General features: G+C 56.6%; 16 protein-coding genes. 6 read left to right on the top strand and 10 right to left on the bottom strand.

Annotation, left to right across the window (positions count from 1 at the left end):
• Window positions 1-233 precede the first annotated feature (233 nt).
• The gene (dsbB, locus tag S7A_RS08835; protein WP_009089859.1) at window positions 234-764 is read left to right on the top strand and encodes a disulfide bond formation protein DsbB; all 531 of its coding nucleotides are present in this window, start codon (window positions 234-236) and stop codon (window positions 762-764) included.
• Window positions 765-820: 56 nt separating this feature from the next.
• On the opposite strand, the gene S7A_RS08830 is transcribed toward dsbB, so the two are convergent.
• The 3 genes from S7A_RS08830 to S7A_RS08820 all read right to left on the bottom strand — a co-directional run bounded on the left by S7A_RS08830 (window position 821) and on the right by S7A_RS08820 (window position 2,583).
• Complete coding sequence (locus S7A_RS08830; protein WP_009089856.1) at window positions 821-1,267, bottom strand: YcgN family cysteine cluster protein; 447 nt, start codon at window positions 1,265-1,267, stop codon at window positions 821-823.
• A gap of 64 nt (window positions 1,268-1,331) precedes the next feature.
• Window positions 1,332-1,991, bottom strand: a complete 660-nt coding sequence (locus S7A_RS08825; protein WP_009089853.1) for a fumarylacetoacetate hydrolase family protein — start codon at window positions 1,989-1,991, stop codon at window positions 1,332-1,334.
• 316 nt (window positions 1,992-2,307) lie between these two features.
• Window positions 2,308-2,583, bottom strand: coding sequence for a YcgL domain-containing protein (locus S7A_RS08820; RefSeq protein WP_009089851.1), 276 nt, complete (start codon window positions 2,581-2,583; stop codon window positions 2,308-2,310).
• A gap of 155 nt (window positions 2,584-2,738) precedes the next feature.
• Between S7A_RS08820 and minC the strand changes: the two genes are divergently transcribed.
• The 3 genes from minC to minE are packed head-to-tail and all read left to right on the top strand — an operon-like array spanning window position 2,739 to window position 4,571.
• Window positions 2,739-3,452 (top strand): septum site-determining protein MinC, encoded by a 714-nt coding sequence (minC, locus tag S7A_RS08815; RefSeq protein ID WP_009089848.1) that lies wholly within the window; start codon window positions 2,739-2,741, stop codon window positions 3,450-3,452.
• A gap of 33 nt (window positions 3,453-3,485) precedes the next feature.
• Window positions 3,486-4,298 carry a septum site-determining protein MinD gene (gene minD, locus S7A_RS08810; RefSeq protein WP_009089846.1) on the top strand — a complete coding sequence of 271 codons (813 nt, stop codon included), beginning with the start codon at window positions 3,486-3,488 and terminating at the stop codon, window positions 4,296-4,298.
• Between the two features lie 3 nt (window positions 4,299-4,301).
• A complete protein-coding gene (gene minE / locus S7A_RS08805) occupies window positions 4,302-4,571 on the top strand; it encodes a cell division topological specificity factor MinE (protein WP_009089844.1) in 270 nt (89 codons plus the stop codon).
• A 53-nt stretch (window positions 4,572-4,624) separates the two neighbouring features.
• Here the strand turns inward: minE and rnd are convergent, their stop codons facing one another.
• From rnd to S7A_RS21495, 6 genes are all read right to left on the bottom strand, one after another.
• Entirely contained in the window at window positions 4,625-5,746 is a 1,122-nt protein-coding gene (rnd, locus tag S7A_RS08800) for a ribonuclease D (protein WP_009089843.1), read from the bottom strand.
• A gap of 98 nt (window positions 5,747-5,844) precedes the next feature.
• Entirely contained in the window at window positions 5,845-7,521 is a 1,677-nt protein-coding gene (gene fadD, locus S7A_RS08795) for a long-chain-fatty-acid--CoA ligase FadD (protein ID WP_009089842.1), read from the bottom strand.
• 205 nt (window positions 7,522-7,726) lie between these two features.
• A complete protein-coding gene (locus S7A_RS08790; RefSeq protein WP_033736224.1) occupies window positions 7,727-8,323 on the bottom strand; it encodes a Slp family lipoprotein in 597 nt (198 codons plus the stop codon).
• Window positions 8,324-8,383: 60 nt separating this feature from the next.
• Entirely contained in the window at window positions 8,384-9,082 is a 699-nt protein-coding gene (gene tsaB / locus S7A_RS08785) for a tRNA (adenosine(37)-N6)-threonylcarbamoyltransferase complex dimerization subunit type 1 TsaB (protein WP_009089838.1), read from the bottom strand.
• A gap of 44 nt (window positions 9,083-9,126) precedes the next feature.
• Window positions 9,127-11,043 carry an ATP-dependent DNA helicase gene (locus S7A_RS08780; protein WP_033736222.1) on the bottom strand — a complete coding sequence of 639 codons (1,917 nt, stop codon included), beginning with the start codon at window positions 11,041-11,043 and terminating at the stop codon, window positions 9,127-9,129.
• A gap of 651 nt (window positions 11,044-11,694) precedes the next feature.
• Window positions 11,695-11,862 (bottom strand): hypothetical protein, encoded by a 168-nt coding sequence (locus S7A_RS21495; RefSeq protein WP_009089835.1) that lies wholly within the window; start codon window positions 11,860-11,862, stop codon window positions 11,695-11,697.
• 317 nt (window positions 11,863-12,179) lie between these two features.
• Here S7A_RS21495 and S7A_RS08775 point away from each other — a divergent pair, with 317 nt between their 5' ends.
• Both S7A_RS08775 and S7A_RS08770 read left to right on the top strand, forming a co-directional pair.
• On the top strand, window positions 12,180-12,539 hold the full coding sequence (locus tag S7A_RS08775; RefSeq protein WP_009089833.1) for a hypothetical protein: 360 nt from the start codon (window positions 12,180-12,182) through the stop codon (window positions 12,537-12,539).
• Window positions 12,540-12,600: 61 nt separating this feature from the next.
• Entirely contained in the window at window positions 12,601-12,945 is a 345-nt protein-coding gene (locus S7A_RS08770) for a RidA family protein (protein WP_009089831.1), read from the top strand.
• A 12-nt stretch (window positions 12,946-12,957) separates the two neighbouring features.
• On the opposite strand, the gene S7A_RS08765 is transcribed toward S7A_RS08770, so the two are convergent.
• Entirely contained in the window at window positions 12,958-13,152 is a 195-nt protein-coding gene (locus S7A_RS08765; protein WP_009089830.1) for a YoaH family protein, read from the bottom strand.
• Window positions 13,153-13,236 lie beyond the last annotated feature (84 nt).

Raw genomic sequence — 13,236 nt, 5'->3', positions numbered from 1 at the left:
CAGCGCATATTTCAGGTTGCCTCTCCGGTGCTCCTGGGGGCTAACGGAGTAAAGCTGATTGCGCAGCAAAATGCCAGACGCCCCATAATCGCAAAACACGCGGCTTATTTTCACATAACCTGTTCTGGATCAGTCTGAGGTCATGTCCGGATACGATTTTTCGCTGGCCCGGGCTGGTTTGCCCCCGCTTTTGGTTTACACTGCGTGGCATTAACGTTTACAGGGAATGCAATATGTTGCGATATCTGAATCACTGTTCCCGGGGCCGCGGAGCCTGGTTATTACTGGCACTGACTGCACTGGCGCTGGAGCTCACGGCATTATGGTTTCAGCATGTGATGGGCCTGAAGCCCTGCGTCATGTGTATCTACGAGCGCAACGCGCTGTTTGGCGTGATGGGCGCGGGTCTGGTCGGCGCGATTGCGCCAAAATCGCCGTTGCGTCTGGCGGCGCTGGCGTTATGGATCTACAGTGCCTGGGAAGGTCTGCGTCTCTCCTGGGAACACACCATGATTCAGCTGCACCCTAACCCCTTTACCACCTGTGACTTTGCCGCCCGCTTCCCCAGCGGTCTGCCGCTGGATAAGTGGCTGCCGTCGGTGTTTCTCGCCAGCGGTGACTGCGCCGAGCGCAGCTGGACCTTTCTGACGCTCAGTATGCCGCAATGGATGATTGGAGTATTTGCCGCTTATCTGCTGGTGGCGGTGCTGGTGCTGATTGCCCAGCCTTTCAAAGCAAAACGGCGCGACCTGTTTGGTCGCTGAACAGAAAAAAGGCTGCCCGTGGCAGCCTTTTTTACATCTGTCCGCGACGGCGGCACTCAGCCGTTGCGATCGGGCCGATCGATGATGTGATCTTCCCAGTCCCGCACTTCACTCTCGCGAACCGCAATGTAGCGCACCGAAATACGCTGTGCGTGCATCTGCGCTTTCGAACCGGCGCGCAGCGGATGCCAGGCCGGTAAGCCCTTGCCCTCGCCCAGCAACCGGTAGGCGCAGGTGCGCGGCAGCCAGTTGAAGGTGGTCAGGTTTTCACGGGTCAGCTTGATGCAATCCTCTTCTAACTCGAAGCGGCGCTCATAGTTGCGGCACTGGCAGGTTTTGATATTGAGCTGGTTGCAGGCGACGTTAGTGAAATAGATCTCATCCGTGTCGGCGTCCTGCAACTTGTTCAGGCAGCACTGGCCGCATCCATCACATAAGGATTCCCATTCCTCATCGCTCATTTGTGCCAGGCGTTTATGTTGCCAGAAAGGGGTGTCAGTCATGATGATTGTCCGCAGTGTGCCTAAACCGCACCTTATAAAGCCTATGCGGTGGTGATGCAAGTCTTTAGAGCACGCGCGTGCTGATCCCACGCCCCGCCAGAGAGACTTCGAGCTGATCGCCTGCGCGCATCGGACCCACTCCTTCCGGCGTACCGGTCAGAATCACATCGCCGGCGCGCAGGGTGAAGTAGCGACTCATATGGGCAATCAGCGGCAGAATTTTATGAATCATATCTGCCGTGCTGCCCTGCTGACGCACTTCACCATTCACCAGCAGCTTAAGCTCAACATTCTGCGGGTCGTCACTGAACTCCGCGACCGGGATAAAACCGGAGATGGGGCAGGCATTGTCGAAGCCTTTCGATTTTTCCCACGGCTGGCCCGCTTTTTTCAGCCCGGCCTGCAGGTCACGCAGCGTCAGATCCAGCGCCACACCATAGCCTGCAATGGCCTTCGCCACATGCTCTTCGGTTGCCTGTTTCAGGGTTGCGCCAATCAGCACGGCCAGTTCAACTTCATGATGCACTTCACCAAACGCATCCGGGATAGAGAGCGGCTGGCGCAGATCACAGAGCGCCGTTTCCGGCTTGATGAAGATCACCGGTTCTGTTGGGGTGGCGCTCCCCATCTCTTTGATGTGTTTTGCGTAGTTACTGCCGACGCAAACCACTTTGCTGACCGGAAAATCTAACAGAGCGCCTTGCCAGTTACGATGCTGATACATGCTCATCCCCTGTTCAGGTTAGGTGTGATGCCAGCACTGCTGGCGGGTTGATGTTTGCTTTTGCGCTGGTCGATGTGCCAGCCTCATGGCGAGATAATAAGATCCTTTTAACGGTCCGGGGTGCGGAATTTGTCAAAAAGCGTAAACAGCACCGCCGAAGTGCTGAATAATCGTACAAATAAGGACAAAAAGCCGGGCAGGAAATTTAATGAGAGTGAAAACAGATAAGCTGCGCCGTTAATTCTGCGCAGCCTCAGAGCAATATTATCCTGACAAAATCGCGACGGCAGGATTTATATTTACAGAAGAATCCGAGTTAAACTTTTTTATCGGCCTCTAAATGAATTTTCAGCAGACTTTCGATCGGCGGTGGAATCTGCAAATAATAGCCCTGCTCGCTCAATCCCTGCTTAACTTTATTGATATCCGCATTTGCCAGCCTGTCGCGCCCCGCCAGCTTTAGCACCATCGCCAGCTGCGGCTTGCCAAACCCTTTCAGCAATTCCTCCGGCACGCGGGAGAAATCGTCCTTTTTTTCAACATAGAGATAAGTCTGGTCACGTAACGGGCTTCTGTAGATCACACAAAACATATTTTTTACTCGAATTAACCGGGGTTGAGGCTTGTCTGAATATAGCTGTAACTATAACATGCTTGCAGAACTTCGAATATTCACCGTTAGCGCTTCAGTGACGATTTTATCATCGCCTGGCTGACGGTAGTGAAAACAGGACTGAGTCGGGACAGATGTCGCAAACGCCAATCGAATTCAAAGGTAGCAGTTTCACCCTGTCTGTCGTCCATTTGCATCACCATGACCCGGCGGTGATTCGCAAGGCACTTCAGGACAAGATTGACCAGGCTCCGGACTTCCTGAAAAACGCCCCGGTGGTGCTTAACGTTGCCACCCTGAGTGCCGATGTTAACTGGAAGCAGTTGCAGCAGGCGATTCTTGCCACCGGCTTACGCATTGTTGGCGTAAGCGGCTGCAAGGATGAGGCGCTGAAACGCATGATCGCCCGTGCCGGTTTGCCGGTGCTGGCAGAAGGTAAAGAGGCCAGGCCGCAGGTGCAAGCCCCTGCCCCTGCCGCTGTGCCTGAACCGCAGCCGGTGGCCGCGGAAGCGGTGGCCGCGAAAACGCGCATCGTGAACACCCCGGTGCGCTCAGGCCAGCAGATTTATGCACGTGATGCCGATTTGATCATCACCAGCAGCGTCAGCGCCGGTGCCGAACTGGTTGCTGATGGCAATATTCATATTTACGGCATGATGCGCGGTCGCGCCCTGGCGGGTGCCAGCGGTGACCGCAACTGCCAGATATTCTGTACTAACCTGGCCGCAGAGCTGGTTTCGATTGCCGGGGAGTACTGGATCATGGATCAGATCCCGCAAGAATTTTTTGGTAAAGCTGCGCGCCTGTGCCTGCAGGATGGCGCGCTGACTATCCAGACACTTAATTAGGCCCCTTTTCTTTTGTTAAGGAAATCAACATTTATGGCACGCATTATTGTAGTTACATCCGGTAAAGGGGGCGTTGGTAAGACCACGTCAAGCGCGGCCATCGCCACCGGTTTAGCGCAGAAAGGCAAGAAAACGGTCGTGATCGACTTCGATATCGGTCTGCGTAATCTGGATTTGATCATGGGCTGTGAGCGCCGTGTGGTCTACGATTTCGTCAACGTGATTCAGGGCGATGCCACCCTGAACCAGGCGCTGATCCGCGACAAACGCACCGAGCAGCTCTACATTCTGCCTGCGTCACAGACCCGCGACAAAGATGCGCTGACCCGTGACGGCGTTGAAAAAGTCCTGAACGATCTGGCCGCGATGGAGTTCGATTTCATCGTCTGCGACTCACCGGCAGGGATTGAAACCGGCGCCCTGATGGCGCTCTACTTTGCCGATGAAGCCATCATCACCACCAACCCGGAAGTCTCTTCAGTCCGTGACTCCGACCGTATTCTCGGCATCATCTCCTCTAAATCACGTCGCGCAGAAAACAGTCAGGAGCCGGTAAAAGAGCACCTGCTGCTGACCCGCTACAACCCGGGTCGCGTCAGCCGTGGCGATATGCTGAGCATGGAAGATGTGCTGGAAATCCTGCGCATTCCTCTGGTCGGCGTCATTCCGGAAGATCAGTCGGTGTTACGTGCCTCCAACCAGGGCGAACCGGTGATCCTGGACGGTGAATCTGATGCTGGCAAAGCCTATGCCGATACCGTTGAACGGTTGCTCGGTGAAGTACGCCCCTTCCGCTTTATTGAAGAAGAGAAGAAGGGTTTCCTGAAACGCCTGTTCGGGGGATAAACCATGGCATTACTTGATTTCTTTTTATCCCGGAAGAAGAACACTGCCAACATAGCCAAGGAAAGGCTGCAGATTATCGTGGCAGAACGGAGAAGGGGCGACAGTGAGCCCCACTATCTTCCGCAACTTAAGCGCGACATTCTGGAAGTGATTTGCAAATATGTGAAGATCGATCCAGAGATGGTCACGGTACAGCTCGATCAGAAAGGTGATGATATCTCGATTCTGGAGCTGAACGTGACGCTTCCGGAAACGGAAGACGCGACTAAATGATTCTGACCGCCGCCTGAATTTCCCCTGCGCAGTGGCAGGGGAAATTTATCCGGTCAGCAACCCGCCAGGATCTCATCGATGCCGGGTTTCAGCAGTTCGCCCCGCCATCCGGTCAGTAACTCCGGTGGACGCCCCTGCGGCTTAATGCCCCAGTGCTGACTCAGCACCTGATTAATCTGACGGCGTGACGCCAGCAACTCCTGACTGAAGCCACTCTGCTCACTGACCTGCTGCACCAGCGCCTTCATCGCTTTGAAGACCGATTTGTAATTCGGATGGTCGATCAGATTTCCCAGCGGAGCCGGTAATTCACTCTCCTCCAGTGCCGCCGCTTCCGCCACCAGCGCGACCAGCGTTTTGCCGTGAAAACGAATTTCGTGTCCTGACAGCCCCAGATGATCGAGTTCACCCAGCGAGCCCGGCATAAAGCGCGCCACCTTCCACAGGTTTTCTTCGCGCACCACAAAGTTAACCGCCATATCCTTTTCACGCGCCAGCGTCAGACGCCAGGCCGCCAGACGCTGCAGCGCCGCCAGCTGACGCGGACGCAGTTGCCAGGCGTTGGTGATATCGCGCCAGGCCTCTTCCGGGGCCAGACTGTCCAGACGGCGCTGACAGAGGTTATCGCACTCGCTGAGTGCGGCGGCCATGTTGCCCGCCTCTTCCGTATTGACCATCAGCTGACGGGCAATCGGCAGCAGGTAGTGAACGTCGGCTGCCGCATAGACACACTGGCGCTCCGTCAGGGGACGGGCTAACCAGTCGGTGCGTGATTCGCTTTTATCGAGTTCAACCTGGGTGAAGTGCGCCACCATCGCGGCGAAGCCCCAGGAGAGTGGCTGGCCGGAGAAGGCCGCCAGAATCTGGGTGTCGATCATCGGTGTCGGCAGCACGCCAAAACGGTGCAGGAACACCTCCAGATCTTCGCCGCCCGCATGCAGGAATTTGGTCACGGCGGTGTCGGTCAGCAGCGCCACAAAGGGTGACCAGTCGCGGATGTTGAGCGGGTCTATCAGCACCAGTTGTTCGTCGTCAAACAGCTGGATCAGGCCAAGCTGAGGGTAATACGTGCGGGTACGCACAAACTCGGTATCCAGTGCCACCGCCGCGTGCTGGCGCGCTTTCTGGCACACGTCTGCCAGTTGATCATCCTGGTCGATAAGGGAATAGTTCACGTCTGATTTCCACCGCAGCAGACTCCGCGCGGCGCTCCATGTTAAAAACAATAAAAACGCCGGACATGCCGGCGTTCAACCTCAATTCTTATCCGGATTCAGCGGGTGCCGGATTTCACCTCATCGCGCAGCTCGCGCCGCAGGATCTTGCCAACGTTGGTCTTGGGGAGCTCATCACGAAACTCAATGATTTTGGGCACCTTGTAGCCAGTCAGCTGACGGCGACAGTGATCGAGCACCTCCTCCTTCGTCAGCGACGCCTCTTTTTTCACGATGCAGACTTTGACCGCCTCACCGGAGAGATCGCTGGGAACCCCGATGGCCGCGGCTTCACGCACTTTCGGGTGCTGCATCAGCACATCTTCGATTTCATTCGGATAGACATTAAAGCCTGACACCAGAATCATATCTTTTTTACGGTCGACGATGCGAATAAAGCCTTCCTGATCAACGGTAACAATATCACCGCTGTGGAGCCAGCCATTTTTCAGGACTTCCGCCGTCGCTTCCGGATGCTGCCAGTAACCCAGCATCACCTGCGGGCCGCTGATGCAGAGCTCGCCCGGCTCGCCCGGTGCCACTTCCTTTCCCGCTTCATCCAGGATCAGGACATCGGTCGAGGGCACCGGCAGGCCGATGCTGCCGGTATGACAGCTGATGTCGTAGGGATTAACCGAAACCAGCGGCGAACACTCCGTCAGGCCGTAGCCCTCCAGCAGATAGTGCCCGGTCAGCTTTTCCCAGCGTTCAGCCACGACTTTCTGCACCGCCATCCCACCGCCTGCGGAAAGCCGCAGCGTGGAGAAATCGAGTTTCGTAAACTGCTCATCGTTCAGCAGCGCATTAAACAGCGTGTTGACCCCGGTGATGGCGGTAAACGGAAACCTGCTCAGCTCTTTAACGAAGCCAGGAATATCGCGCGGATTGGTGATCAGCAGGTTCTGACCGCCCAGCTCAAGGAAAAGCAGCCCGTTCACCGTTAATGCAAAGATGTGATAGAGCGGCAGCGCGGTGACGACGCACTCTTTGCCATCACGCAGCAGTTTGCCGTAGGTCGCTTTCGTCTGCTCGAGATTCGCCTGCATGTTGCGATGCGTCAGCATCGCCCCTTTGGCCACCCCGGTAGTGCCGCCGGTATATTGCAGGAAGGCGAGATCGTCATTCGACACGGTCGGACGGCGATAATTGAGCGTCGCCCCCACGTCCAGAACCTGACGGAATGAGATAGCGCCCGGCAGATGGTATTTCGGCACCAGCTTTTTGACATACTTGACGACGAAATTCACCAGCGTCGCCTTAATGGGGGCGAGCTGGTCACCCATCCGGGTCAGGATGACATGACGGACCGCGGTTTCCCCCACCACCTTTTCCAGCGTGTGCGCGAAGTTGGAGACGATGACAATGGCGCTGGCGCCGCTGTCGTTAAGCTGATGCTTCAGCTCTCGCGGCGTGTAGAGCGGATTGACATTGACCACCACCATTCCCGCGCGCAGCACGCCAAACAGGGCCACCGGATACTGGAGCAGGTTAGGCATCATTAACGCCACCCGGTCACCCGCTTTCAGGCCCAGTTCATGCTGGAGATAGGCGGCAAAGGCGCGGCTCTTCTCCTCCAGCTGGCGATAACTCATTTTCTGACCCATGTTCAGGAACGCGGGTTGATCGGCGTAGCGTTTTGCGGCCTGCTCAAACAGATCCACCAGAGAGGTATAACGATCTGCACTTATTTCGGCAGGCACATCTGCCGGGTAGCGTTTCAGCCAAACCTTATTCAAGGATCCACCCCGATAATTATGTTGTATTTCCATCGCCGCCTCAGCCAATCTGGTTTGTTAACAATATTTTAACTGATTGTACCAGTTTGCCTGTTTCGGCATGTTGAGGTTGCGAAGTCCATCACTAAATTTCGTGCTGTGAAAACAGACAAATAAAAAGCCCGGCAGCGAGCACCGCAACCGGGCTGAATAGCAGGTCTTAATGTTACTCGGTCAGTATGGTCTGCACCTCGGTCGGGCCACTGTTAACCATGCCCCAGTAGGGATTAGGTCCCCAGTACCCCCCGCGATGGCGGGTCGGACCGTACCAGATCCAGGGATCCATGGGCTGTGGCGGTGCGGTCACCTGCTGGGCAAGACGCCAGCGCTGATAACCGCGCACATCGATGACGGCAAATTTGTAATCTGCCTCGCCGATTTTGCCCTGCTCCGTGCCTTTCAGCGTGCCCAGCACCGTGACGTACTGATTTCTGACATCCACCGGATCAACAAAACCGTGGATGTCAGCATAGATCCGGCCGACTGACGCCGCGCCCAGACGCGGTCTGGCGCTCTCATCCAGCGGCTGTGCCGCAATCTCCAGACGGGTTTTGCCGTTCAGGTTGGTGACGTTCACCACCTTACCGCCAAAGCGCGACTCCTGGCCGACATAGATAGCAGGGTCATTCATCACCCGCAGCAGATCCTGCTGAGGCTGAGGGGAACTGCCCTGCAGCGTGTCAGGAATAGAGACACAACCCGTTAACACCAGCACACAGGTCAGCAGCAGACCTGAAAGCCCTTTACCACACATTGACGACATAGACGCTCTCCCGTTAGGTAAAGTCTTAGACTGGACGCATAACAATAAGTTGCGTGCGACTTAGCGGCCAGGTAACTTTTTCCAGGCAACTTCATTGCGCAGGTAGGTCGGCTCCGCCGTTTCCGGCAGCAGGGTATGCCCGTCCGCCAGCGCCAGCGTCGCCAGCGGCAGCATATCCTGTGCGGCAGGCAGGGTAACCTCACTGGCGGTCAGCGTCAGTGCGTGCCCCTGCTGCAATGCCGGGAAGGCTTCCCAGCCAGTGCCGGCGGTCATCCACTCACCGGTAAGCGCCTGCATTCTGGCCACCGCTGCCTCGGGCGTCAGCACGCTTTCGCTGGCTTCACCCTGCCAGCGCCCCTGCTCGTCCCGCTGATACTCTGCCCAGTAGACTTCACCCATTCGCGCATCAATGGCGGTCAGTACGCGGCGGGCGCCGTGCAGACGCCACGCCCCTTCCGCCATCGTCGCCAGCGTCGAGACCGCGATCATCGGCAGGGCTGCGCCCAGTGCCAGGCCCTGCGCAATACCAATACCGATACGGACGCCGGTAAAGCTGCCGGGGCCGCGCCCAAAGGCCAGCGCATCCAGATCGGTCAGTTCCAGCTGACCGGCGAGCAGGAGCTCTTCGACCAGCGGCAAAATACGCTGGGTGTGATCGCGCGGGGCGATTTCGAATCGGGCATCGATCTGTTGCTGATTCAGCAAGGCGGCTGAACAGGCTTCTGTCGCCGTATCCAGCGCTAAAATTCGGGCTGACATGACTACCTCAGAAGAAAGAAAACGGCGCGCATCTTAGCACAGAATTATGCGTCTGGTTCGGGTTGCTGGCGGATAAAGGCGATGGCGCGGTGGATGTCCCGGGTGCGCGGCGTCGGCGGCAGACTGTTCAGGAACAGCGCGCCGTAAGGACGTGACACCAGCCGTTGATCGCATATCACCAGCACGCCGCGATCGTCGGTGTCACGGATTAACCGTCCCACCCCCTGCTTCAGGGTGATCACCGCATCCGGCAACTGCACATCCGCAAAGGGATCGCCGCCGCGAATCCGGCAATCTTCCATCCGGGCTTTCAGCAGCGGATCTTCCGGTGAGGTGAAAGGCAGTTTGTCGATGATCACCAGCGACAGGGCATCCCCGCGCACATCCACCCCTTCCCAGAAACTGCTGGTCGCGACCAGCAGCGCATTCCCCTTCTCAATAAACTGCTGCAGCAACTGGCCTTTACTGGTTTCACCCTGCACCAGCACCGGCAGCGTCATGGAGGCGCGAAATTCGGCCGCCAGCTCACGCATCATCAGGTGTGAAGTACAGAGGAAGAAGCAGCGACCTTTGTTGGCATCAATCAGCGGCTTCATCATCGCGGCCAGCTGGCGGGCGCCCCCCGAACGGTTAGGCTCCGGCAGATTGCGCGGCACGCAGAGCAGCGCCTGCTTCGCAAAGTCGAACGGGCTGTTGAGGATCAGGCTTTTTGCCGCATTGACACCCAGCCGTTCCGAGAAGTGCGCCATCTTCTCATCCACTGCCAGGGTGGCTGAGGTAAAGATCCACGCGGCTTTACGGTTATCCATCACTTCACGAAAACGCTCCGCGACGGAGAGCGGCGTCAGCGCCAGGATAAAGTGACGTGAGGTACATTCATACCAGTAGCTGTAGCCCGGCTCGTTGATGGCCCGCAGCCGTTTCAGCCGGGTACGATAGAGCGCGGCGCGCTCAAAAGCGGCATCCAGCAGGGCTGAACGTCCCAGAGAGAGCTTGATGACGTCGTAACAGAGTTCGAGTGCATCATCCAGCAGCGTAAACATCCGCAGAATGGCGTTGTCGCTCAGCAGCTCACGCAGATTCCCGCGATAGCCGGGATCGCCCAGTGACAGGCGAAAGTCCTGCGCGCACTGCGCCAGACGGTCAGCGGATTTCTGCAGCTGCTGGGCATCGCGCACCTCGGTGCGGTAGGCGATGATGATATCTTTGGCGAGGTCGAGCAACTGACGGCTGGAGAGCTGCTGGCCAAAATACTGGCTGGCGATGTCGGGCAGCTGATGGGCTTCGTCGAAGATCATCACATCCGCTTCAGGGATCAGTTCCCCAAAACCGCCCTCTTTAACCACCAGGTCGGCGAGAAAAAGATGGTGGTTTACCACCACCACATCCGCGTCCATGGCGCGCTTTCGCGCCTTCACCACAAAGCACTCTTTGTAACGCGGGCAGTCGGTGCCCAGGCAGTTATCGTTGGTACTGGTGACCAGCGGCCAGACCGGGCTGTCTTCGGTCACGCCCGCGCAGCTGCTGATGTCGCCATCTTCGGTCTGTGATGACCAGCTGCGCATCGTCACCAGATCGGTGAGCGCCTGCGCGGTCAGATCGCCACCCGCCATCGACTGCTGTTCCATGCGTTCCAGACAGAGGTAGTTAGAGCGGCCTTTCAGCAGCGCGGTTTTGCCTTTGAACTTCAGCGCCCTGACCATGGTGGGCAGATCGCGCCCATAGAGCTGATCCTGCAGCGCTTTGGATCCGGTCGAGACAATCACTTTTTTATTGGCCCGTAAGGCGGGTGCCAGGTAAGCGTAAGTTTTACCGGTCCCGGTACCGGCTTCGACGACCAGTTCACCCTGCTCTTTTACGGCTGCAGAGACCGCCTGCGCCATCTCGCGTTGTGCTTCCCGCGGTTTAAAACCCGGGATACCCAGCGCCAGCGCGCCATCCACTGCAAAATCGTCTGCCACATACCCTCACTAAGAACGGCAAAAACACTGTAATTATGTCAGTATTGAACAGACAAAGCAAAACGGAGGTTTATCAATGATTTACGAAGAGGCGGGCAGATTCCTGACAGCCAGCGAGCTCTCCTGAACGTGCTGTTAGTACTTCCCCTGCGGCATAAAGTCACATTCACTGAACGTTTAATTCGCGGTGTCCGTGAATGCGGGGAAGAAACGGAGAGGAAATAACCCAGTGCGACGAAAGAGAGACGGGTTTCATTAACGTTGTGCGTGCGCAGGATTATTTAAGCCGGGATTGAACGCTATTTTCATCGCACATGAATCTGCTGCGGAAATAAAGAACCGCAAAACGGCGCACAGGCGGTTTTGCGGTGTTAGCAGAGGGGCGACCGGTGTCAGACATCTCTTACGGTCGGATCGTCTTCCTCATCCTCTTCTTCATCTTCCGGGTAGATCTCAGCATCATCTGGCAATGGCTCATCGTAATCTGGACGTTCAGACATAATTACCTCCGGTGATAAATAGCAGCACTGCTATTTGATCTGATCATAGTTAACCGGCGCCGGAGGCCGCTGAGTTTCCTTGTGAACTGTGAGCCAGGCGTAAGATCGTTGTAACAGATTGAAAACGATCGCGAGGTGACGCCGCGCTGTGCTAGTGCCGGATATAAAACGCGCCCGCCAGCATGGCAATAAACAGCAGAGCAAAGGTGATAAAACCCTGCTTACTGCCTTTAGAGAGACCGACAAAGGCCGATATCACAATAAACAGCAGCGTCAGTGCGCCCGCCATCACCCAAAACAGATACTGCGTATTCGCCATGTGCTCATCCTCATCCTGTGGCGCGATATTTCGCTGATTTATACCATTTTTACGCCTGGCCTGTCCTGCATTCCCGCGCCTCGCCAGCCGGATGCTGCCGCATTCCGTCCCCGCCTGTCCGCTAAAGCCTGTGACGCAGTCAGCAAATGCAGAGGATAACAGCAGGAAATAACCGCCCGGATTATAATGATTAAATCGGCTTACCGTTGGGATGTGGCAACCGTAAGCTGACGTGCTGAGACTGGCTTAACGATGTCTTCAGGCTGCGTTAAGCAGATGGCCTTAACCCGACTGCCTGACTCAGGCGGAGGATTGCTATGAATACTTTCCGCATCGGCTCTCTGACTGGCGTGCTGCTGCTCTGCAGCTGTCAGGCCCCCACCCCCGATCAGGCGCGTCTGCAGGAACCCCTCTTTCAGGGCCAGAGCACCCGCACCGTTCCTCAACTCAGCGACTGCATTTATCGCGGCTGGTCCACGACCAGCGTGGTTGCCCGCGATGACACGACCCATACCCGGCCCGGCGGCAGTGCGATCAGCGTCTTTACCTGGGAGGATTCTATCTTTGCGGATGTCTCGCCTCACGGACGAGGGGCAGAGGTCAAATATTTTACCACCTTCCGGATGGCACCTCAGGTGATGGCAGACAGGCAGGCGATTGTTAAGCGCTGCCTGTGAGGGGTGACAGCGATGCGGGGAATATGGCAGGCTAACTGCCACTTTATTCAGGGAGAAGCCGATGAGTATTACCCGTATTGACCCGGAACACCGTATGTCCGAGGCCGTGATTCACAATGACACGATCTACTACACCAGCGTACCGGAAAACCTGGACGCCGACGCCGAAGCGCAGACGGCCAATGCGCTGGCGGTGATTGATGCGATGCTGACGCGTCTCGGCAGTGACAAGAGCAAAATTCTTGATGCCACGCTGTTTCTGGTGGATAAGGCTGATTTCCCTGCCATGAACCGCGCCTGGGACGCCTGGGTCTCTCCCGGTAATGCACCGGTGCGCTGTACGGTTCAGGCCGGGCTGTTAAATCCAAAGTACAAAATTGAGATAAAAATTATCGCTGCACGTTAAGCAGAGCGGGCGTTATTCTTCTTCGTTTTCGTCATCTTCGTCGTCGAAGAGCGCCCGGATCTGTTCGCCCGAGTGAGTCTGCCGGATCTCCTGCGCCACCTGGGCGATGGCCTGACCACTCGATAAACCCCCTGCCATCAATTCCTGAATACGCTCGACGGCCTGCTGCTGCTGCTCATGAGAGAGCGCCGGTAATCCTGTAAACATGTTCTGCTCCTGTGTTGGGTCAGACAGTATCCCACGCGGAACTAACAGGTGCCAGTCAGGAAAAAATATGTCAGTCTGACCGCC

Origin of the sequence: Pantoea sp. Sc1 (genome assembly GCF_000255315.1) — a bacterium.
GTDB lineage: Bacteria > Pseudomonadota > Gammaproteobacteria > Enterobacterales > Enterobacteriaceae > Pantoea > Pantoea anthophila.
This window is presented reverse-complemented; position numbering and strand designations above follow the sequence as displayed.

What these genes read in the sequence shown, in the direction of transcription:
- dsbB (WP_009089859.1), top strand. Translation starts at nt 234, where the DNA reads ATGTTGCGATATCTGAATCACTGTTCCCGGGGCCGCGGAGCCTGGTTA.
- S7A_RS08830 (WP_009089856.1), bottom strand. Translation starts at nt 1,267, where the DNA reads ATGACTGACACCCCTTTCTGGCAACATAAACGCCTGGCACAAATGAGC.
- S7A_RS08825 (WP_009089853.1), bottom strand. Translation starts at nt 1,991, where the DNA reads ATGTATCAGCATCGTAACTGGCAAGGCGCTCTGTTAGATTTTCCGGTC.
- S7A_RS08820 (WP_009089851.1), bottom strand. Translation starts at nt 2,583, where the DNA reads ATGTTTTGTGTGATCTACAGAAGCCCGTTACGTGACCAGACTTATCTC.
- minC (WP_009089848.1), top strand. Translation starts at nt 2,739, where the DNA reads ATGTCGCAAACGCCAATCGAATTCAAAGGTAGCAGTTTCACCCTGTCT.
- minD (WP_009089846.1), top strand. Translation starts at nt 3,486, where the DNA reads ATGGCACGCATTATTGTAGTTACATCCGGTAAAGGGGGCGTTGGTAAG.
- minE (WP_009089844.1), top strand. Translation starts at nt 4,302, where the DNA reads ATGGCATTACTTGATTTCTTTTTATCCCGGAAGAAGAACACTGCCAAC.
- S7A_RS08790 (WP_033736224.1), bottom strand. Translation starts at nt 8,323, where the DNA reads ATGTCGTCAATGTGTGGTAAAGGGCTTTCAGGTCTGCTGCTGACCTGT.
- tsaB (WP_009089838.1), bottom strand. Translation starts at nt 9,082, where the DNA reads ATGTCAGCCCGAATTTTAGCGCTGGATACGGCGACAGAAGCCTGTTCA.
- S7A_RS21495 (WP_009089835.1), bottom strand. Translation starts at nt 11,862, where the DNA reads ATGGCGAATACGCAGTATCTGTTTTGGGTGATGGCGGGCGCACTGACG.
- S7A_RS08775 (WP_009089833.1), top strand. Translation starts at nt 12,180, where the DNA reads ATGAATACTTTCCGCATCGGCTCTCTGACTGGCGTGCTGCTGCTCTGC.
- S7A_RS08770 (WP_009089831.1), top strand. Translation starts at nt 12,601, where the DNA reads ATGAGTATTACCCGTATTGACCCGGAACACCGTATGTCCGAGGCCGTG.
- S7A_RS08765 (WP_009089830.1), bottom strand. Translation starts at nt 13,152, where the DNA reads ATGTTTACAGGATTACCGGCGCTCTCTCATGAGCAGCAGCAGCAGGCC.